The organism is Corynebacterium sp. (assembly GCF_052107835.1).
Classification (GTDB): Bacteria; Actinomycetota; Actinomycetes; order Mycobacteriales; family Mycobacteriaceae; genus Corynebacterium.
This window is the reverse complement of the sequence record NZ_JBQEDF010000010.1, coordinates 1-18,504: the sequence shown is the minus strand read 5'-3', so window position 1 is coordinate 18,504 and position 18,504 is coordinate 1. Positions and strand designations below refer to the sequence as shown.

Sequence of the window (18,504 nt, the reverse complement as noted above, 5' to 3'; positions counted from 1 at the left end):
CCCCTACTTCCGGAGCATCTCCGCGACGAGGAAGGACAGCTCCAGCGCCTGCTGGGTGTTCAGGCGGGGGTCGACGACCGTGGCGTAGCGTGACGGCAGGTCCAGGTCGGTGATGTCCTGGGCGCCGCCGACGACCTCGGTGACGTCCTCACCGGTGAACTCGATGTGCACGCCGCCCGGGTGGGAGCCAGCTGCACGGTGGACCTCGAAGAAGCCCTGGACCTCGTCGATGATGCGGTCGAAGTCGCGGGTCTTGTAGCCGTTGGAGGAGGTGTAGGTGTTGCCGTGCATCGGGTCGCACTGCCAGATGACCTTGTGCCCGGTGGCCTCGACAGCCTCAACGATGGGGGGCAGGGCCTCACGGATCTTGTCGTAGCCCATGCGGCTGATCAGGGTCAGGCGTCCCGGCTCATTGTCCGGGTCCAGCTTCTCGACGTAGGCGACGGCCTCCTCCGGCGTCGTCGTCGGGCCGATCTTCACACCGACGGGGTTGCCGATCAGCGCAGCGAAGGCGACGTGGAAGTCCTCGATGCCACGGGTGCGCTCACCGATCCACAGCTGGTGGGCCGAGAGGTTGTACAGGACATCCTCGCCGTCCTCGCCGTGGGCCAGGCGCAGCATCGCGCGCTCGTAGTCGCGCAACAGGGCCTCGTGCGAGCAGTAGATGTCGGCGGTACGCAGGGTCTCGTCCGACACGCCACAGGCCGCCATGAACTCCAGGCCACGCTCGATCTCCCCGGCCAGCGCCTCGTAGCGGGCACCTGCACGCGAGTTCGCCACGAACTCGCGGTTCCACTCGTGCAGCTTCGCCAGGTCGGCGGTGCCGGAGCCGGTCAGTGACCGGACCAGGTTCATCGCCGCACCGGAGTTCGCGTAGGCGCGCACCATGCGCGAGGGGTCGTGGCGGCGTCCCTCCTCGGTGGCCTCGATGCCGTTGACGATGTCGCCGCGGTAGTTCAGCAGGCCGTTGCCGTCGCGGTCGGCCGAACGCGGCTTGGCGTACTGGCCGGCGATGCGGGCCATCTTCACCACAGGGGTGGAAGCACCGTAGGTCAGCACGACCGCCATCTGCAGCAGTGTTTTGACGTTGCCACGGATGTGCGGCTCGGTGTTGGTCTCGAAGGTCTCGGCGCAATCGCCGCCCTGCAGCAGGAACGCCTTGCCCAGGGCAACGTCGCGCAGCTGCTCCTTCAGACGCCGGATCTCCGGGGCCACCACGATCGGCGGCACGGACTCCAGGATCTTCCGGACGCGGTCAGCATGCCCCTGGTCCCAGGACGGCTGCTGTTTCGCGTCGCGCGAGACAGCGTCCTGGAAGTCCCGCTCGAGATCGCCGGGCAGCGGCGGCAGATCGGGGAGTTCGTCAAGTGGTGCGTCAATAGTCCAACCCATGCGCGTCATCATACGAGATGCGGTTACCGGATTGTGAACTGGGAGGTCTTAACGTGCCTGGGCAGACAGCCGGTACTTCACGACGTTGAACCTGGCGTCCTCCAGCGCATCATGCGCGGGCGAGGACTGTTCGGGGAGACTGGGGCGTCCCGCGTCCTCCCAGAACTGCTTGAGCTCCCGGGTGAACCGGGGAAGCTCCCGCGGGAGTTCGGTCATGTCCCCCCACAACTGGGCGAAGGCGACATGGTCGTAGGCACCGACCCAGGCCCACAGTTCAGGGCGGTCAGACGCCCGAAGCCAGTCCCCCTCGGTGTGGCCGGGCAGCAGGAATGAGAACAGTTCCCCGCGGATCTCCTCCCGCGACATCCACGCCGCACTGGAGCGCGGCGGGAGCAGCGGCAGGACGTTGCGCCGGACCCAGTCACCCGCCCGCCGTTCATCGAACTCGGTGGAGACGGCGTAGAACTCACGTCCGTCCTCGGCAACCACGCCGATCGACACCAGGTCGATGGTGGTCCCGTCCTCGATGAACTCGGTGTCGTAGAAGTAGCGCACGGTAGGTCAGTCTAGACCGCGGTGCTCAGTCCGGCTGCCGTCGGGGCAGCGGCGGCGGGTAAAGGATCCACCGCAGTCCCGGAACACGGCCGATCCCGTAGAACAGCAGCCCACTGAGCACGCAGGTCACCAGACCGATGACAATGCGCGGATCCGTCTGCATGACGAACCCCCAGGTCGACTCGTCCAGCCCGACGAGCCACGGCAGCAGCCGGTCGTAGACCAGGAAGAGCATGAGCTGGTGGGAGACGTAGATGGGCAGGGTATTGCGTCCGATCGCGGCGAAGATGCTGGAGACCAGCGGGATCCGGGATATCCACACGGCCAGCAGGATGCCCAGGGGCACGGCCGTCAGAATGCGGACCATGCCCAGCAGGCTCATCACCGACTGTTCGGTGGTGCTCCACCCGTCCGGGGCCACGAATTCGGCGGCGAGGTCGACGATCCACTCCCACCAGACGAACACGGCCGCACAGGCGGCAATCACCCGCACATCGGCGGCCAGGCCGGCCAGCCGGATGAACACCTGCCGGAAGTGCAGCCCCAGGAAGAACGCGGGGAGGTACCCGGTGAGGTGGGTGATCTCGTTGTAGGACGACAGGCCCGCCAGCGCGACGGCCACCGCCGGCAGCACCGAGAAGCAGACCGCCACCAGAGGCGGGAGTTTCCGGGTGAGGCAGGCGACGATGTTGAACACCATGAGCGCGTAGAGGAACCACACGCCGGGATCGCCCACGACGATCGACCGCACCAGGTTCGCCGCACTGACATTGCCGTCGATGAACAGCTTGCCGTCGATGTACAGCCGGGACGCCGCGACGAACGGGGTGAACACCAGGTAGGGCACCAGCAGGAACCACAGGCGGCGGTACCAGAGGTCACCGATGGTCCGCTCGATCACGCGGTGCGCGAACAGACCGGAGATCAGGAAGAACATCGGCATCCGGATCGGGTCCAGGAACTCGTTGAACCATTTCCAGGCCCCGTCCTGACCGCCGGGAACACCGGTGATGACGTGCATGTAGCACACGCCGATGATGGACATGCCCTTCGCGCAGTCCGCCCAGTACAGCCGGATCCCCGTCGCCTGGCCCTTCGGGCGTGCGAACGTGCCCGGGCCCCGCTGTCTGCGGTGGGCCCGGATCTTGTTCGGTGGGTTCCCTCTGTCGTCGGACACTGGGGATACAGCGTGCCGCATCCCGGGCGGGTGATCAATTCGCACCGGGTGGGGGTAAGCTCACTGGTCGTGGGATTTCGCAGCGCACGGTCGCGCACACTCGTCATCTGGTACGTCGCCGTCGTGGTTGCCGCCACCCTGGCCGGGGTGTTCCGGTCCGCCGTCAGTGACCACGCGTCGACCGTCAACATCGACTTCGAGGTCTACCGGGCGGGTGGGCGTGCCGTGCTCGACGGCGCGGCACTGTACGAAGGGGCGTTCCCCGCCATGAACATGATGCTGCCCTTCACCTACCCGCCGCTGGCGGCGCTCGCGTTCGTGCCCCTGGCGCAGTTGTCCTCGAGTGTGGGTTACATCGCGTTCACCACGGTGAGCGTGATCGCCATCGCCCTGACGGTGTCGGTGGTCCTGTACAGCCTCGCCGGGCAGTACGGCCGGCGGATCACGGGGCCCCAGTCGCTGGCCTGTGGTGTCCTGGCCCTGCCTGCCGCCGTGTGGCTGTGGCCGCTGACCAACACCCTGCAGTTCGGGCAGATCAACATCCTCCTGATGCTGCTGGTCGTCGCGGATCTGCTTCTGCCCCGCACCCCGTGGCCGCGGGGCATGCTGGTCGGACTGGCGGCGGCGGTCAAGCTCACCCCGGCGGTCTTCGGCCTGTACTTCCTGCTGCGCCGCCAGTGGAGGGAGGCCGCGACAAGTGTGGTCTCCGGCATCGTGTTCTCCGCGCTCGCCTGGGTGGTCCTCCCCTCCGACTCCCGCACGTACTGGACCGACACGCTCAGCGACCCGGGGCGGATCGGTGACCTGGCCTACGGGGCGAACCAGTCCCTGCGCGGGCTGGTCGCCCGGTTCACCGGTGATCCGGCGCAGACCTGGATCTGGTACGTCCTGGTCGTGGCGGTGGTGGTGGCCATTGTCCTGGTGATGCTCCACCAGCTCGCGGCGGGGGCGTTCGCCGGTGCCGTCTGCACGAACGCCCTGCTGGGTCTGCTCGCGTCACCGGTGTCCTGGTCGCACCACTGGGTGTGGGTACTGCCCATGCTGCTAGTCGCGGGGGCCGCTGCATTCCCGTCGCGGCGGTCGGACGCACGTACGGGGCGGGTGGCGCTGGTGGTGGCCGTTCCGCTGGCCGTCATCTCCCTCGTCCTGCCGGTGCACGTCTTCCTCGAGTCCGGCGGCGGGGTGGAGTCGGGCTGGACTCTGTGGATGAAGGTGCTGGGGTCGGAGTTCGTCCTGGTGGGACTGCTCTGGCTCGTGGTCGCCGGGGCGGCCCATCGCAGTAACGGGCCTGCTTCCGTCGGCCCGGCAAGGTACCCTGAAGACACGCCCCCTCAACGCAGATAGGTGAAGCAAGCATGGGTACCGTCTCTCCACCGGACTCAGTTCCCCGCACCCCGGGATCATCCCCCACCAAGCAGTCCCGCGACTGGCTGATGATCTCAGGCATCACCGCTGCCGTCCTCGGTGCCGTGCTGTTGATCCCCAATCCTTTCGTGGCTGTCCCGCTCTCCATCGTCGCCATCGTCCTGGCACTGGTGCATCCCACAGCTGAGGGCAACACGAAATCCGTCGTCCGGGCGACCTGGATCATAGGGACAATGACTCTGGTGGCGGCGGCCGTCCTCGCCTTCTTCCTGATGGCGGGCTCGGACGGACCAGCCTAGAGCCGGTAGCGCAGGAACCGCGGCGTCGGCTTGGTGGCCAGCGTCCGACCCGTCCCCGGCTCCATGCCCTGCGGGTAGCCCTCCCCCGCCTCCAGGGCCTTCTTCACGTCCGCGGCGTAGATGCCCTCCACGTACTCCTGGCCGGAAAGCTCGGCGATGCGTTCCATCGTGTAGTCCGTCAGCGCACGGGCCTGGGCGTACTCGTCCCCGCCCTCCCTGAAATCCGCCGGGTCAATGGGGTCACCGACCACCACGCCGATGCGGTGGGGTCGCAGCAGCCACGATCCGGCGATGTTCGCCTTCTCCGTGTCGATCATCGCCACCGGGTACACCGGGGCACCCGAGTTCAGGGCGATCCGCGCCATCCCTGTCTTGCCGCGGTACAGGCGCCCATCCGGTGAGCGCGTGCCCTCCGGGTACATGCCCAGCGGGTCCCCCTTCTCCAGCACCGTCAGTGCGGTGTTCAGGGCCGCGTCCTGCGAACTCTTGTCACCGCGGTCGATCGGCACCTGGCCGACCGAGGAGAAGAACCATCTCTGGATGCCCCCGGCGAAACCCGGGGTGGTGAAGTACTCCTTCTTCGCCAGGAAAGTCAGCTGCCGCTTCGACAGCAGCGGGAAGTACAGGGAATCCATGACCGCCAGATGGTTCGACGCCAGCACCACCGGCCCCTCGGACGGGATCTTGTCGAGCCCTGCGGCGTACGGGCGGTTGATCAACCACAGCCACGGCCCGACAACAACGTTCTTCAGCCACCAGTAGGTACGGTTCTGCACGTTCCCTATCCCTTTCGTGAAGTCACTGTGGACGCCAGCAACGCCACACCGATCATACCTGCCTCCGAGCCCAGTGCGGCCGGTTCGACCCGCGCGACCGGACGGTACCCCGCACCGACCACGCCGGCCGCCAGTTCCGCGCGGGCGGTCGGCAGGTACAGGTCGGCATCGGCGGCGACACCTCCACCCAGGACGATGAGTTCGGGGTCGAGGACGTCCTGGACGACGGCCAGCCCACGGCCCAGCCACAGGGCGAAATCATCGATGACCTCGATGGCCAGCGGGTCACCGTCACGGGCCAGGCTGACCACGCTGCGCCCGGTGATCTCCTCGGGACGCGAGTGGAACATCTGGGCCAGCACGCTGTCCGGGTGGCGTCCGGTGGCGATGAACTCCAGGGCGGTGAGCTCCAGGCCGCTGCCGGAGCAGTAGCGCTCCAGGCAGCCGCGTTTCCCGCAGGGGCAGGCACGCCCGCCCGGGACGACGGTGAGGTGGCCGAACTCCGGGGCGGTGCCGTAGGCGCCACGGTAGAGCACGCCGTCCTGCACCAGCGCCCCACCGATGCCGGTACCGACGGCGAACAGGGCCCACGTGTCCGCATCCTGGCCCGGACCCAGGATCTGCTCTCCCCAGGCGGCGGCGTTCGCGTCATGCTCCAGGACGACCGGGAGTCCCAGTCGGGCGGTCAACCGGTCGCGGACGTCACTGTCCCGCCACGGCAGATGCGGGGCGAAGCGCACCCGGTCCTGTTCGGCGGTGATGAACCCCGCGACGGCGAGACCGACGGCAACGACCTCGTGGCGCGAACGCAGTGCGGAGACCGCGTTGCTGATGGCCTTCTCCAGTGCACCGACGGAACTGGGCGTGGGCAGCTGCTCGATGTCGAGGACCCGGCCGTCCGCGTCGACCACGGCGGCACGGAGATTCGTGCCACCGATGTCGATCCCGATGGTCAGACCATCCACCATCTCGTCCTCCTGTCCGCCGTACACACCCTTAACGCAACCTGTCCAGCGTATCGGTCAGGCACGCCAGTTCCAACTGTGCCGGTGCGGACGCGCGGCGTCCCCGTCGAGCACGGCGGAGAGCTGCGCGCCGAGGACGTCCCAGTTCCAGGCGTCCCGCACGTAGGTCCGTCCGCGGTCGGCGTACCCACGCGCCCGAACCGGATCGTCGAGGAGGGCGGCCACGGTGTCGGCCACCGCACCGGTCGATGTGCCGTCGACGACATCGCCGGTGACCCCGTCCTGCACGGTCTCGGGGGCCCCTCCCCCTTCACCGGCGATCGTCGGAACGCCGCACGCCTGGGACTCCAGGAAGACGATCCCGAGCCCCTCGACGCTGAAACCGCCGCCCTGGGTGCGCACCGGCATGGCGAAAACGTCGCCGGCGCAGTAGTGCGCCACCAGCTCGCCGTAGTCGACCGGGCCGGTGACGGTGACGTGGTCGGTGATGCCCAGTGTCCGGGCACGCCCGGAGAGCTCGCGTGCGTAGTCGCCGGGGCCGACGACCAGCAGGTGGGCGTCCGGGACGTGCTGCAGGATCCGTGGCATGGCCTCGACCAGCGTATCCTGGCCCTTACGGGGTACCACGCGCGACACACACACGATCACCTTCCGGTCGTCGATGCCGTGGCGCGCGCGGACCACGGTGCGGCCCGCCGGGTCGGGACGGAAGACTCCGGCGTCCACCCCGCCCGGCATCGGTTCCCAGGCGACGGACGGGCCGAAGGCACCGGAGAACCGGTTGCGGGCGTACCTGGAGACATAGGTCAGGCAGTCCGTGCGGCGGCCGATCGCGCGCAGGACGCTGCGTCCCCCCGGGACCATGGACCAGCCGACCTCGTGGCCGTGGGTGGACGCGACGATGCGGGACGCACCGGCCCTACGCGCGGCACCGGCCATGAGCGCCATGGGCGTCGACGAGCCGAACCAGACGGTGTCGATGTCCCGTTCGCGGATCAGCTGTGCCATCCGGCGTGCCGTCGCCGGGGTGGGCAGCATGACCTTCCGTGGCCAGCGGACGACGTCGGTGGGGAGCGCGGAATCGTACCCGGTGGCGGCAGCGGCGTCCTGGGTGGAGGCGAAAACCGTCAACCTGCCCGGTTCGCGGCGCTCCAGTTCCGCGCAGTAGTCGCGCAGGTAGCTCTGGATGCCGCCGAAAGTCGGCGGGAAATCGTTGGTGACGAGGAGGACTCGGCCGCGTTCCGACATGGAGAGGAGGGGACGGGGGTCAGTAGCGGGCGGCGCCGGCGAACGGCATGCTGTCCACGCTGACGACCTGGACAGGGATCCCGTAGTCGGAGGCGTGGACGATCTGGCCGTCGCCGATGTACATGCCGACGTGGGTCACACCGGGGTAGAAGCCGACGATGTCGCCCGGCTGCAGGTCCCCGCGGGAGACGGAGGTACCACCGGAGACCTGGGCGGCGGAGGTCCGCGGAATGCTCTGCCCGCTCTGCTCGTACGCCCACAGCATCAGACCGGAGCAGTCGAAGGAGTCCGGGCCGGCCGCTCCCCAGGAGTACGGGGAACCGAGCTTGCTCAGTGCCGCGCCCACGGCACCGCTGGCATCCACCGCGTCGGAGGCGCCTTCCGAGGCACTGTCGGCCATATCGCCGAGGAACTCCTCGACGTCGATGTCGATCGGGCCGTTGCGGTCGACCCAGCGCTGCTTCTCCTCGGGGCTGAGACCGTCCACCGCCTTCGAGATCTCCTCCTTGAGGCCGTCGAGGTCACTGGAACGCTCGTCCAGATGCTTCTCGCGGGTGGTCAGATCGGAGAGCTGGAAGTCCGCTGTGGCTTTGGCACGCTGTGCACGGGACTGCAGGTCCGCCGCCTCCGAGAGATTCTCCCGAAGATCGGTGACCTTGCCGGTGCGGTCGGCGCTGAGCGCCGATGCGAAGGCACGGCGGTCGATGGCGTCCTGCGGGTTGGCGGCGCCGGCGACCGCGGTCACCGGGTCGATCACGGCACCGCGGTACATCGACTGCGAGAGCTCGGTCACCGGGCCACGGGACTGCTCCACGGCCTCACGGGCACGGTCGGCCTCGGCGGAGAAGTGCTCGGAGTCACGGTTGACCCGGTCGAGCCGCTCGCGCGTCTCGTCGAGGGCGATACGGTTCTCCTCGACCTCGTCGCTGGTGGCCTGTGCCTGGCGGGAGACCTCACCCAGGCGCTCGAGGAGGCCGTCCGCGTCATCGGGCAACGGGGAGGCGTCGACAGCGCCAGCATCGGCATGGTTACCCCCGCCTGCATTGTCGGCCGGGTCTGCGCCGACGACGGCTGCGGTCCCGAGCGCGAGCACTGATGTAATTCCGAGTCCGGCGATCGCCCGGACTGTCCGGCTGCCGGCGATCGGGGCGGCCCCCCGCATACGGTGGTTACTCACTTGTGATGGTCCTCTTTAGACTGTCGATCTGGATATGGCCATAATGCCACAGAGCCGTTACTCTTTTGTAATTTTGCTGGTACCGCATGCGGCCCCGTCGTGCACTGCTCAATGGAGGTGCGTCGACGGGGCCGCGGGACTGTCCCCGGGGACTTCCGGGGGAAGCGGAGGGTCTAGAAACGGACCGCGTTGTTGACCGGCATGTAGTTCAGGTCATTGACCTGGACCGGGGTGCCTTCGTTGACGGCCTGGACGACCTTGTTGTCGCCGATGTAGATCGCCACGTGGGAGGCGCCGCCGTAGTAGGAGACGACGTCGCCGGGCTTCAGGTTGTCCAGGGACACCGGGGTGCCGGACGCAGCCTGATCGGAGGAGGTGCGCGGGATGGACTTCCCGACCTGCTGGTGGGCCCAGCTGGTCAGACCGGAGCAGTCGAAGGCGTCCGGGCCGGTGGCACCCCAGGAGTAGGGGGCACCCTGCTTGGACAGGGCGGCGTCGGCGATCTTCTGGCCGGTGCTGTTCTCGGCGGACGGTGCCGGGGCGGACGGTGCCGGGGCGGAGGGTGCGGACACCTGGTTCGCCTGGGCGAGGTAGGCGTCGGCGTCGACGTGCTGGTTGGCGAAGTCGACGGCTTCGTCCGGAACATCGACGGAGACGTCGGTGCCCGGGACCTGGACGGTCACGGCCTGCGCGGTCGCGGGCAGGGCGATCATGGCGCCCATTCCCACGGCAGCCACGGCGACGGCGTTGCGGCGGGAGTGGTGCTTCTTCAGACTGTGCTTGCCCATGAGGTGGATAGTGCCTTTCCTGGTCGCTGTCGGGGGCCGCTCTCTCGTTTGTCTCTGCGGTTGCCCCTTAAGGTCACGAGAAGATTACGAAATGATCTCGGACATGTCCAACTCTTCGGCCGTGATGTCACCGTGAGCGCTTCGTTATTCAACCGTTATTCAATCGCGACCAAAGCTACACCTTATGGGAGCCCCCACAGGAGGGGCCTGCAAACATGCTGCCTGCGCTGGAACAACGTACCATCGACGCGGTCTCCGACACCCCCTGCGGGACCGGCAAAGGTGCCGGAAACGAGCGTTACTGTGATACTCATCACATTTCAGGATCGGGCCCCGCACGCCTTCACAGCAGTCACATCAGTACCACCGCCATGGCAGACCTCTACTATGGAGCCGTGCCTCAACCGTCCCTTCCGCTTCCACAGCGCCTCCGTGCCGCCGTCCGGGAATGCGTGGTGATCGACTGCGAGACAACGGGGCTGGAACCGGCGTCCGACCGCGTCATTGAGGTCGCCGCCATCCATGTCGTCGACGGGGAGGTCCGGGAGACCGTCGCCACCCTGGTGGACCCCGGCGTCCCGCTCCCCCACGTCATCACGGAACTCACCGGGATCGCCGACCACGAACTCTCCGGGCGCCCGGCCATGGATGAGGTCCTGGGCGGCATCCTGCGGATGATCGGGGGACGCACCGTGGTCGGCCACAACGTCGCCTTCGACCTCGCCTTCCTCAACGGCGAGCTCCGCAGGACGCGCGGGACGACGTCCGACGGGACAGGGATGCCCCCTCACTCCACGCTGTGCACCGCCGAGTGCGCCAGGGAACTCATCCCCCGGTCGGAGGTGGGACGCTACCGGCTGGCCACCCTCGCTGACACCCTCGCACTGCCCCACCGTCCGGCACACCGCGCGTCCGAGGACGTCCTGGCGACCGTGGACCTGCTGCGGTACCTGGAGCAGCGCGCCGCGTCCTGACCACAGTCCCGGAGGTTGCTGCATCCGGGCAAGAGATGACCCGCCTCGGGGTCAGATGTCGACATGTGTGGCACCACAGGTCGGTGCCGACACAGAAAACCACCCCACGACGCCCCATTCGGGGCTGTGGGGTGGTTCTCGGCGGACGCGGGCGAACTCGACGCCTTCGGGAGGCGGGAGGTTACGGGTTCTCGTGACCCTCGTCGCCGAACTGGCGGCGGTTCTCCTCCTGGAGACGCTCCAGCATCTCCTTGTGCTCCTTCTCGTTCTCCTCCTCGATCTCCTCGACCTGGGACACGATGTCCTCGGGGTCCGGGGAGAACAGGGAGCCACGGCCGGGCTCACCGGCGAAGCCGAGCTGGTTGAGCCTGCGCGGAACCGCGGCGCCGGCGTACGGCAGCGGGATCGGGTGACCGTGCTCGTCCACCGGGCCCAGCGGCTGATGGACCTCGATGAAGCCACCGTTGGGCAGCTGCTTGATCGTGCCGGTCTCGATACCGTGGTCCAGCACCGCACGGTCGGAGCGCTGCAGGCCCAGACAGATCCGGTAGGTGATGAAGTACGACAGCGGTGGCAGCAGGACGAACCCGATACGGCCGACCCACGTCATCGCGTTGAGCGAGATATCGAAGAACGCCGCCACATGGTCGTTACCGCCCGACACCGTCAGGATCATGTAGGCGACCATCGCCATGACACCGAGTCCGGTGCGCACCGGGACGTCCCGCGGACGCTGCAGCAGGTTGTGGTGTGCCGTGTCCTTGGTGAAGTGCTGCTCAATCCACGGGTACGCGAACAGCAGCATCACCAGGGCTCCCAGCAGCAGGGCCACCCAGACGACCGCAGGAATCGTGTAGCTGCCCAGGTACAACTCCCAGGCCGGCATTATTCGGGCTGCACCGTCCGTCCACAACATGTAGATATCGGGCTGTGAACCGGCGGAGACCTGCGATGGGTTGTACGGTCCCAGGTTCCATATCGCGTTGATCTGGAAGACACCGGCGAGCAGGGCGACGAAGCCGAAGGTGATCAGACCGAAGGCCACCGAGTGCACGGCGAACACCGGGATCACGCGGCCACCGACGACATTGCGCTCGGTGCGGCCCGGTCCGGGGAACTGGGTGTGCTTCTGGTACCAGACCAGCGCCAGGTGCGCCGCGATCAATGCGAGCAGGATCGCGGGGATCAGCAGCACGTGCGCTATGTACAGACGCGGGATGATGATGTCACCCGGGAAGTCACCGGCGAACATGATCCAGTGCAGCCAGGTGCCGATGATCGGCAGGCCGATGATGATCGCGGACATGATGCGCAGGCCCACGCCGGAGAGCAGGTCGTCCGGCAGGGAGTAGCCCATGAAGCCCTCGGCGATGGACAGCAGCAGCAGGACGCAGCCGATGACCCAGTTCGCCTCACGGGGCTTGCGGAATGCGCCGGTGAAGAAGATGCGCATCATGTGGACCATGATCGACACCGCGAAGAGCAGTGCCGCCCAGTGGTGGACCTGGCGGATGAACAGGCCGCCGCGGACCTCGAAGGAGATGTTCAGTGCCGTCTCGTACGCGCGGGACATCTCCACACCGTTGAGCGGTGCGTAGGCGCCCTCGTAGATCACCTTCGACAGTGACGGGTCGAAGAAGAGCGTCAGGTAGACACCCGACAGGAGGAGGATGATGAACGAGTACAGCGCGATCTCACCGAGCATGAACGACCAGTGGCTCGGGAAGACCTTGTTGATCTGCTTGCGCAGGCCGCTGGCCGCGGTGTAGCGCTCATCGAAGTTGTTGGCCGCCTGGGCCAGGTGGGAAGGCTTGGTGGGTGTGCTCATGACTGACGCTCCCAGAAGGCAGGGCCGACGGGCTCGACGAAGTTCTTGTCGGCGTACAGGAACCCGTCCTCATCGACGTTGATGGACAGCTCGGGCAGTGCGCGGGCGGCCGGGCCGAACACCGGCTTACCCCAGTGCAGTGCATCGAACTGCGACTGGTGGCACGGACAGAGAATGCGGTTGGTCTGCTGCTCGTACAGGGAGGTCGGGCAGCCGATGTGGGTGCAGATCTTCGAGTAGGCGTAGTAGTCGCCGTAGTGGAAGTCCTCCTGGCCCTCACGCTGGACCGCATTGAGCGCGTCCTCGTGACGCAGGCGGATGAGCATGACCGCGTTGCGGGAACCGTGGATGGAGTGCATCTGCTCCTCGTAGACGTCGTGCTCCGCGTCGAAGGCGTCGTGGTCGTTGACCATCTCCTCCGTCATCGGGAACACAGTCTCCATCGCACCGGAGTCCAGGTCCTCCGGACGCACCCGCACCAGGCGGTTGACGCCCTGGGTGGTCCAGTGACCGTCGTGCTCCTCGGCGATGGCACCGGTGTCGCGGCCCAGGTAGACCTTCTCCCCTTCATCGGTGAGGGTCCAGCCGGTGGTCCACAGGGTGCCGTCGCCGGCGATGCCCATCGCGGACGTCGGCTTCCACGGGTTCTTGATGATGCCGCCGAGGGGAAGGACGATGGCGACGCCGGCCAGGGCGGCGCCTGCTCCACCGAGACCCATGAGAACCTTGCGGCGGCCCATGGTCGACGTCTTCCATGCGTCATTGAGCAACGCGGACATCGTCCGGCGGTCGACCTCGTCCGAGGGGCCGTCGTGGCGCTTCTGCACCGCGATCTCCTCGGGGATGAACTTCTTGGAGAACTGGACGGCGCCGATTCCCAGGAAGATGATCGACAGACCCGAGGTCACGCCGAGCGCCGGGGTGTACAGGCTGTACAACCAGAGGCCGTCCTCCTCCAGGTGCTTGTACTCCCAGGGCCAGAACAGGTACACGGCGACGAACGCGAGGCCGAACACGACCGCCAGCGCCCACCAGAAACCGATGCCGCGGGCGGCACGCTTCTCGGCGGGGTCGCCCTCGACAGGGAAACGCTCCTTGCGGAAGGCGACGGTGACGCCGTCCATCTCGGTACCGAGGCGGGCGAGCTCCTCGTCACTCATGCCCTTGATCTCTTCTTCTGAGTAGGTGCTGTTGCTCTCGCTCATGACCGAGTTCCAATCCACATGGCCGCGCCGATGAGCACGACAATCCCGACGATCCACATCAGCATGCCCTCAGTGACCGGGCCGATACCGCCGAGGCCGAGGCCACCGGGGTTGGGGGTCTCCTTGGCGGACTTGATGAATGCGATGATGTCCTTCTTCTCGTCGGCGGTGAGCTGACGGTCGGAGAACTTCGGCATGTTCTGCGGGCCGGTGAGCATGGCCTGGTAGATCTCCTGCTCATTCGCGTCGTCCAGCGGCGGGGCGGTCTTACCGCCGGACAGTGCGCCACCACGTCCCGTGAAGTTGTGGCAGGACGCGCAGTTCAGCCGGAACAGGTCGGAGCCGCGGGAGACATCCTGCGGGTCGATCTTGCCGTCCTCGTTGTGCGAGCCACGCAGCGAGTCCATGGCGATCTCGCCGTCATCGTCCTTGACGAGGCCGGGTCCACCGCCGTTGGCGTTGACGTACGCGGAGAGCGCCAGGGTCTGAGCCTCGTTGAAACGGGCGTCCTTCCGCTCGGCCTGGGCCTCGTTCCGCTTCATCGGCATACGGCCGGAGTGGACCTGGAAGTAGACCGCTCCTTCGCCGACACCGACCAGGGACGGACCGCGGTCCTGGACACCCTGGAGGTTGGCACCGTGGCAGGTGATGCAGGCGACCTCGTAGATCTCCTGGCCCTGGCGGACCATCGACTCCGCGTCCTGCTGCGCAGTAGCGGACTGCGGGTCCGGCGTGAACGCCTGGGCCAACAGGCCTGCACCGCTGAGGCCGAGCACGAGCGCGAGCGCTCCGGCCAGGGTCCGGCGCAGTTTGCGCCGGTTACGGCGCTTCCTGCCTGTTGTGGATGCCGGAGCGGTCTCCGCCGCCGGCTGCTCCCCCTCGGGAGTCGGATTGTTGATATCCATCTTGTTCCCTTTAACTCGTCATTTGGAAGGCGATGGGCTTAACGGCCGAGCGTCACACACCGGCCCGTTCGGCCTACTGGATGAAGTAAATCGTGATCCACAGTCCGATCCACACGACGTCGACGAAGTGCCAGTAGTACGACACGACGACGGCGGAGGTGGCCTGGGCCGGAGTGAACTTCGATTTCACCGTGCGGAGGAGGACCACCACGAACGCAAGCACGCCGGCGATGACGTGTGCGCCGTGGAAGCCGGTGGTGATGAAGAACACCGACCCGTAGACGCTGCTTGAGATCGTGGTGCCCTCCTGCACGAGGGCCACGTACTCGTACCCCTGCCCGAGGACGAAGATCGTCCCGAGCACGATGGTGAGTGCGTACCACTTCCGAAGGCCGAACACGTCGCCGCGCTCCGCGGCGAACACCCCCCACTGGGCGGTGAACGACGACGACACCAGAATCACGGTGATCGCCAGAGCGAACGGGACGTTCAGCTCGGTAGGCTCGGAGGGCCAGTTTCCGTTCGAGTTCGCCTTCGAGACGAAGTACATCGCGAACAGGCCCGCGAAGAACATCAATTCCTGGGACAGGAACACAATCGTGCCGACGCTGACCATGTTCGGTCGGTTCAGCGTCACGGCACGCTGTGGTGCTGCCATGCTTTGGTTTCCAACTGCGCTCGTCACGCGTACAAGTATGGCGGACCCTGGCCGCGTAGTCGATTCGCAACCCCGCGATACAGCGGTGTTTCTGGAAAAGTGCAGGTCGCCTCTTCAGATTTCCTGGCAACTCACCACAAATGGGGCTAGTCGGGAACTTTGGGGGTCCCGCTTACGACGCGGTGCCATTGCCGCAGGTGAACCACTGGTTCCCCACCCGCCGTCCCCACGGCCCCACGGGTCACACCGGGCCCGTCCACCCCCGGACGTGGGCACCGCTGCCACGCGTTCCCCACAGCTTACCCGCAGCACCCTCTCCCCACCCAACGGGGTCGTCTCCCCTCCCCCGTAATAGACTGTCAGGGTCCACACCATCGACCGAGAGGACCGAAGCCATGGCCGACACACGGCCGGACCACGTACCCCCGTTGGGGAGCGACCGTCTCCCCGAGAGCTACTTCACCTGGCCCGGCGTCCTCGACCGCATCGGGCGCCACGAGGAGCTCAGTGAGTCACAGGTGAACTGGGCCGTGAGCCGGATCATGGAGGGCAACGCCACCGACGCGCAGCTCGCGGCGTTCTCCTTCGGTCTCCGTGTCAAGGGGATCACCGCGGCCGAACTGTCCGCCGCGGCCGGTGCCATGCGCGACTTCGCCACCCCGGTGGATTTCAGTGACATCCCCGACGCCGTCGACATCGTCGGCACCGGCGGCGACGGCCACCACACGGTGAACATCTCGACCATGGCGTCCTTCGTCGTTGCGGCGACCGGGGTGACCGTGGTCAAGCACGGCAACCGCGCGGCGTCCTCGAAATGCGGTGGCGCCGACGTTCTCGAGACCCTGGGCCTCGACATCGAGCGCTCCCCCGAGACCATCCACGAGGACGCACTGCGCACCGGCTTCGCGTTCATGTTCGCCAAGACCTACCACCCGGCGATGCGCTTCGCCGGCCCGGTGCGCTCCGAGCTCGCCGTGCCGACCCTGTTCAACCTCCTGGGGCCGATGACGAATCCGGCCGGCCCGAAGTACGGGCTGATCGGCTGCGCCTTCCGTGACCTGATGCCCATCATGGGCGGCGCGTTCGCCCACCAGGGTGTCCGCGCGCTCATCGTCCGCGGACTGGACGGTATGGACGAGATCAGCGTCTGCGCCCCCACCGAGGTCGTTACCGTCGACAGCGCAGGACGCACCGGCGAGTTCACCATCAACCCCCGGTCCTTCGGCCTGGACATCTACGACGATGACGCACTGAGGGGCGGGGATCCGTCATTCAACGCCGATGTCGCCCGCCGTCTGATGGCAGGCGAGCTCGAGGGCGCGATCAAGGACGCCGTCCTGCTCAACGCCGCCGGGGCACTGGCGGCCGTGCACGGTTGGGAGGACAGCGACCTGAAGACGGTCCTCGGCGAGCAGGTCGAGGTCGCCCGGGACGCCCTGGAGTCGGGACGCGCCGCGGAGAAGATGCACGAGATCATCGGCCGCTGACCCCTGGAGCGCCGACCACGCACGAGAAAAGCACCCGCGAGGAAGATGCGGGTGCTTTTCTCGTGCGGTCCGGCGTGCCGGACTACTCCTTCTCGGGGGGAAGGCCGTACTGCAGGTTGAGCATCGTGGTCGACCAGATCAGCATCACGGCGCCGAGCAGGATCAACCAGATGTGGAAGAAGGCGATGCCGAAGCCCATCGTCAGGATCGAGATGGACATCAGGAACGGCCAGCCCGAGCTCGGGGCGAAGAAGCCCAGCACACCGGCGCCGTCCTCGACCTCGGCCTCCTCCCAGTCCTTCGGCTCGATGTCGGCCTTGGCGTTGCTCAGGTGGAAGTACACGCCGAGGAAGAGGGTCAGCAGCGTGGCCAGAACCATTCCGGTTCCGCCGGCCCACTCAGTGCCCTGCTGGTTGGCACCGTCGTTCAGCTGCGACGTCGCGTAGAAGTACACCACCGTCATCACTGCGAGGAACAGTGTCAGTCCGTACATCAACTTGGCTGTCTGCCGCATTGTTGTCTCCTAGTGTCTCTGTAGCGCTCTGCCAGCTCAGGCGGAACGGTCGATGATGTTGTCGTCCCCGGTGCCACGGGTCGCGTCACGGCCCGGCAGGAACGGCTGGGTGGAGGTCGCGAAAGGCTCCTCGCCGATCTCACGCAGCGCATCGGCGTTGCTGGCGTCCGGGTTGTTCTCGCGGAACTCGAGGTAGTCACTGAAGGCGTCCGGGCTGACGGCACGCAGCTCGAAGTTCATCATGGCGTGGTAGGTACCGCACATCTCGGCGCAGCGGCCGACGAAGGCGCCCTCCTCCTCGATCCCGTCGATCTGGAACCTGCGCTCGGACTGGTTGGCCTCCGGGTGCGGGAACACGTCGCGCTTGAAGAGGAACTCCGGGACCCAGAAGGAGTGGATGACGTCGGAGGACGCCAGGTTGAACTCGATCGGGGTATCCGTCGGCAGCACCAGCACCGGCACCTCCTCGGAGGTACCCAGGGTCTCGATCTGGTTGTAGTTGAGGTAGGTGAAGTCGTCCTCGGACTTGCCGTGGATCGGCCCGACGGACTGGCCGTGCTCGTCACGGTCGTCCTGCGGGACGGCGGCGTTCGCCTCCGCGGCCTCCGAGCGGTCCTCGTCGACACCCTCGTAGGTCTGGCCGTCCTCGGTGAGACCGCCGGCGACCTCGCCGTAACCGAACTTCCAGTTCCACTGGTAGGCGGTGACGTCGACGGTGACCTCGGGGTCCTTGTCCAGGGCGGTGACCTTGTCCTGGGTCTGGACCGTGAAGAAGAAGAGCCCCATCACGATCAGCACAGGGATAACGGTCAACGTCAGCTCCAGCGGGACGTTGTAGGCCGTCTGACGCGGGAACTCGGGCTTGCCCTGCTTCTCCGCGCGCTTCGCACCGTCGCGGAAGATCACGACGAACATCAGGGCCCACATGATGATGCCGATGACCCAGGCCACGACCCAGGTCCACACCCAGAAGTTGCCCATCTCGTGGGCCTCCGTGGTGATTCCGTCCGGCCACCCCATGCGCAGCGCATGGAAGAATCCGTTGTCGGGGGGTGCGATATCGCAGCCGACCAGGGCAAGGGAGCCAAGTCCCAGCACTCCGGCTAGGCCGAGCTTGCGGCCCTTACCGTGAACTATTCGCTGTTCCACGCGAGTATGCCTTCCTCAATCACACGTCGTGTTCATCGGGAC

At 66.9% G+C, this 18,504-nt stretch carries 18 protein-coding genes; 4 read left to right on the top strand and 14 right to left on the bottom strand.

Annotation, left to right across the window (positions count from 1 at the left end; genetic code table 11):
* Nucleotides 1-3 precede the first annotated feature (3 nt).
* The 3 genes from ACTIL2_RS04095 to ACTIL2_RS04085 are packed head-to-tail and all read right to left on the bottom strand — an operon-like array spanning nucleotide 4 to nucleotide 3,124.
* On the bottom strand, nucleotides 4-1,392 hold the full coding sequence (locus ACTIL2_RS04095; RefSeq protein WP_442336183.1) for a class II 3-deoxy-7-phosphoheptulonate synthase: 1,389 nt from the start codon (nucleotides 1,390-1,392) through the stop codon (nucleotides 4-6).
* A gap of 48 nt (nucleotides 1,393-1,440) precedes the next feature.
* On the bottom strand, nucleotides 1,441-1,947 hold the full coding sequence (locus ACTIL2_RS04090) for a polyadenylate-specific 3'-exoribonuclease AS (protein ID WP_442336182.1): 507 nt from the start codon (nucleotides 1,945-1,947) through the stop codon (nucleotides 1,441-1,443).
* 25 nt (nucleotides 1,948-1,972) lie between these two features.
* Nucleotides 1,973-3,124 (bottom strand): acyltransferase family protein, encoded by a 1,152-nt coding sequence (locus tag ACTIL2_RS04085; protein ID WP_442336181.1) that lies wholly within the window; start codon nucleotides 3,122-3,124, stop codon nucleotides 1,973-1,975.
* A 69-nt stretch (nucleotides 3,125-3,193) separates the two neighbouring features.
* Between ACTIL2_RS04085 and ACTIL2_RS04080 the strand changes: the two genes are divergently transcribed.
* Nucleotides 3,194-4,468, top strand: coding sequence for a glycosyltransferase 87 family protein (locus tag ACTIL2_RS04080; protein ID WP_442336180.1), 1,275 nt, complete (start codon nucleotides 3,194-3,196; stop codon nucleotides 4,466-4,468).
* Between the two features lie 11 nt (nucleotides 4,469-4,479).
* Complete coding sequence (locus tag ACTIL2_RS04075) at nucleotides 4,480-4,788, top strand: hypothetical protein (RefSeq protein ID WP_442336179.1); 309 nt, start codon at nucleotides 4,480-4,482, stop codon at nucleotides 4,786-4,788.
* Here ACTIL2_RS04075 and ACTIL2_RS04070 read toward each other — a convergent pair.
* The 5 genes from ACTIL2_RS04070 to ACTIL2_RS04050 form a co-directional block, all read right to left on the bottom strand.
* The gene (locus tag ACTIL2_RS04070) at nucleotides 4,785-5,564 is read right to left on the bottom strand and encodes a lysophospholipid acyltransferase family protein (RefSeq protein WP_442336178.1); all 780 of its coding nucleotides are present in this window, start codon (nucleotides 5,562-5,564) and stop codon (nucleotides 4,785-4,787) included. The two genes, ACTIL2_RS04075 and ACTIL2_RS04070, sit on opposite strands and share 4 nt — an antisense overlap.
* Nucleotides 5,565-5,569: 5 nt before the next feature.
* The gene (locus ACTIL2_RS04065; RefSeq protein WP_442336240.1) at nucleotides 5,570-6,532 is read right to left on the bottom strand and encodes an ROK family protein; all 963 of its coding nucleotides are present in this window, start codon (nucleotides 6,530-6,532) and stop codon (nucleotides 5,570-5,572) included.
* A gap of 54 nt (nucleotides 6,533-6,586) precedes the next feature.
* Nucleotides 6,587-7,777, bottom strand: coding sequence for a glycosyltransferase family 4 protein (locus ACTIL2_RS04060; RefSeq protein ID WP_442336177.1), 1,191 nt, complete (start codon nucleotides 7,775-7,777; stop codon nucleotides 6,587-6,589).
* A 19-nt stretch (nucleotides 7,778-7,796) separates the two neighbouring features.
* Entirely contained in the window at nucleotides 7,797-8,939 is a 1,143-nt protein-coding gene (locus ACTIL2_RS04055) for an NlpC/P60 family protein (RefSeq protein WP_442336239.1), read from the bottom strand.
* A gap of 188 nt (nucleotides 8,940-9,127) precedes the next feature.
* On the bottom strand, nucleotides 9,128-9,742 hold the full coding sequence (locus tag ACTIL2_RS04050) for a C40 family peptidase (protein WP_442336176.1): 615 nt from the start codon (nucleotides 9,740-9,742) through the stop codon (nucleotides 9,128-9,130).
* A 395-nt stretch (nucleotides 9,743-10,137) separates the two neighbouring features.
* Between ACTIL2_RS04050 and ACTIL2_RS04045 the strand changes: the two genes are divergently transcribed.
* Entirely contained in the window at nucleotides 10,138-10,716 is a 579-nt protein-coding gene (locus ACTIL2_RS04045) for a 3'-5' exonuclease (RefSeq protein WP_442336175.1), read from the top strand.
* 181 nt (nucleotides 10,717-10,897) lie between these two features.
* Here ACTIL2_RS04045 and qcrB read toward each other — a convergent pair whose 3' ends face one another.
* From qcrB to ctaE, 4 genes are all read right to left on the bottom strand, one after another.
* A complete protein-coding gene (gene qcrB / locus ACTIL2_RS04040) occupies nucleotides 10,898-12,544 on the bottom strand; it encodes a cytochrome bc1 complex cytochrome b subunit (RefSeq protein WP_442336174.1) in 1,647 nt (548 codons plus the stop codon).
* The gene (qcrA, locus tag ACTIL2_RS04035) at nucleotides 12,541-13,749 is read right to left on the bottom strand and encodes a cytochrome bc1 complex Rieske iron-sulfur subunit (protein ID WP_442336173.1); all 1,209 of its coding nucleotides are present in this window, start codon (nucleotides 13,747-13,749) and stop codon (nucleotides 12,541-12,543) included. Before qcrA ends, qcrB begins: the two co-directional genes overlap by 4 nt.
* Nucleotides 13,746-14,654 (bottom strand): cytochrome bc1 complex diheme cytochrome c subunit, encoded by a 909-nt coding sequence (qcrC, locus tag ACTIL2_RS04030; protein WP_442336172.1) that lies wholly within the window; start codon nucleotides 14,652-14,654, stop codon nucleotides 13,746-13,748. Before qcrC ends, qcrA begins: the two co-directional genes overlap by 4 nt.
* Nucleotides 14,655-14,727: 73 nt before the next feature.
* Complete coding sequence (gene ctaE / locus ACTIL2_RS04025; RefSeq protein ID WP_442336171.1) at nucleotides 14,728-15,339, bottom strand: aa3-type cytochrome oxidase subunit III; 612 nt, start codon at nucleotides 15,337-15,339, stop codon at nucleotides 14,728-14,730.
* A 368-nt stretch (nucleotides 15,340-15,707) separates the two neighbouring features.
* Here ctaE and trpD point away from each other — a divergent pair, with 368 nt between their 5' ends.
* On the top strand, nucleotides 15,708-16,799 hold the full coding sequence (trpD, locus tag ACTIL2_RS04020) for an anthranilate phosphoribosyltransferase (protein ID WP_442336170.1): 1,092 nt from the start codon (nucleotides 15,708-15,710) through the stop codon (nucleotides 16,797-16,799).
* 82 nt (nucleotides 16,800-16,881) lie between these two features.
* Here the strand turns inward: trpD and ctaF are convergent, their stop codons facing one another.
* Together ctaF and ctaC are read right to left on the bottom strand one after the other, a co-directional pair.
* Nucleotides 16,882-17,313, bottom strand: coding sequence for an aa3-type cytochrome oxidase subunit IV (gene ctaF, locus ACTIL2_RS04015; RefSeq protein ID WP_442336169.1), 432 nt, complete (start codon nucleotides 17,311-17,313; stop codon nucleotides 16,882-16,884).
* Between the two features lie 36 nt (nucleotides 17,314-17,349).
* A complete protein-coding gene (gene ctaC / locus ACTIL2_RS04010; RefSeq protein WP_442336168.1) occupies nucleotides 17,350-18,462 on the bottom strand; it encodes an aa3-type cytochrome oxidase subunit II in 1,113 nt (370 codons plus the stop codon).
* Nucleotides 18,463-18,504: the final 42 nt, after the last annotated feature.

Coding starts and splice junctions, on each gene's coding strand:
- ACTIL2_RS04065 (WP_442336240.1), bottom strand. CDS start 6,532: ATGGTGGATGGTCTGACCATCGGGATCGACATCGGTGGCACGAATCTC.
- ACTIL2_RS04050 (WP_442336176.1), bottom strand. CDS start 9,742: ATGGGCAAGCACAGTCTGAAGAAGCACCACTCCCGCCGCAACGCCGTC.
- ACTIL2_RS04075 (WP_442336179.1), top strand. CDS start 4,480: ATGGGTACCGTCTCTCCACCGGACTCAGTTCCCCGCACCCCGGGATCA.
- ACTIL2_RS04055 (WP_442336239.1), bottom strand. CDS start 8,939: ATGCGGGGGGCCGCCCCGATCGCCGGCAGCCGGACAGTCCGGGCGATC.
- qcrC (WP_442336172.1), bottom strand. CDS start 14,654: ATGGATATCAACAATCCGACTCCCGAGGGGGAGCAGCCGGCGGCGGAG.
- qcrB (WP_442336174.1), bottom strand. CDS start 12,544: ATGAGCACACCCACCAAGCCTTCCCACCTGGCCCAGGCGGCCAACAAC.
- trpD (WP_442336170.1), top strand. CDS start 15,708: ATGGCCGACACACGGCCGGACCACGTACCCCCGTTGGGGAGCGACCGT.
- qcrA (WP_442336173.1), bottom strand. CDS start 13,749: ATGAGCGAGAGCAACAGCACCTACTCAGAAGAAGAGATCAAGGGCATG.
- ctaF (WP_442336169.1), bottom strand. CDS start 17,313: ATGCGGCAGACAGCCAAGTTGATGTACGGACTGACACTGTTCCTCGCA.
- ACTIL2_RS04060 (WP_442336177.1), bottom strand. CDS start 7,777: ATGTCGGAACGCGGCCGAGTCCTCCTCGTCACCAACGATTTCCCGCCG.
- ACTIL2_RS04095 (WP_442336183.1), bottom strand. CDS start 1,392: ATGGGTTGGACTATTGACGCACCACTTGACGAACTCCCCGATCTGCCG.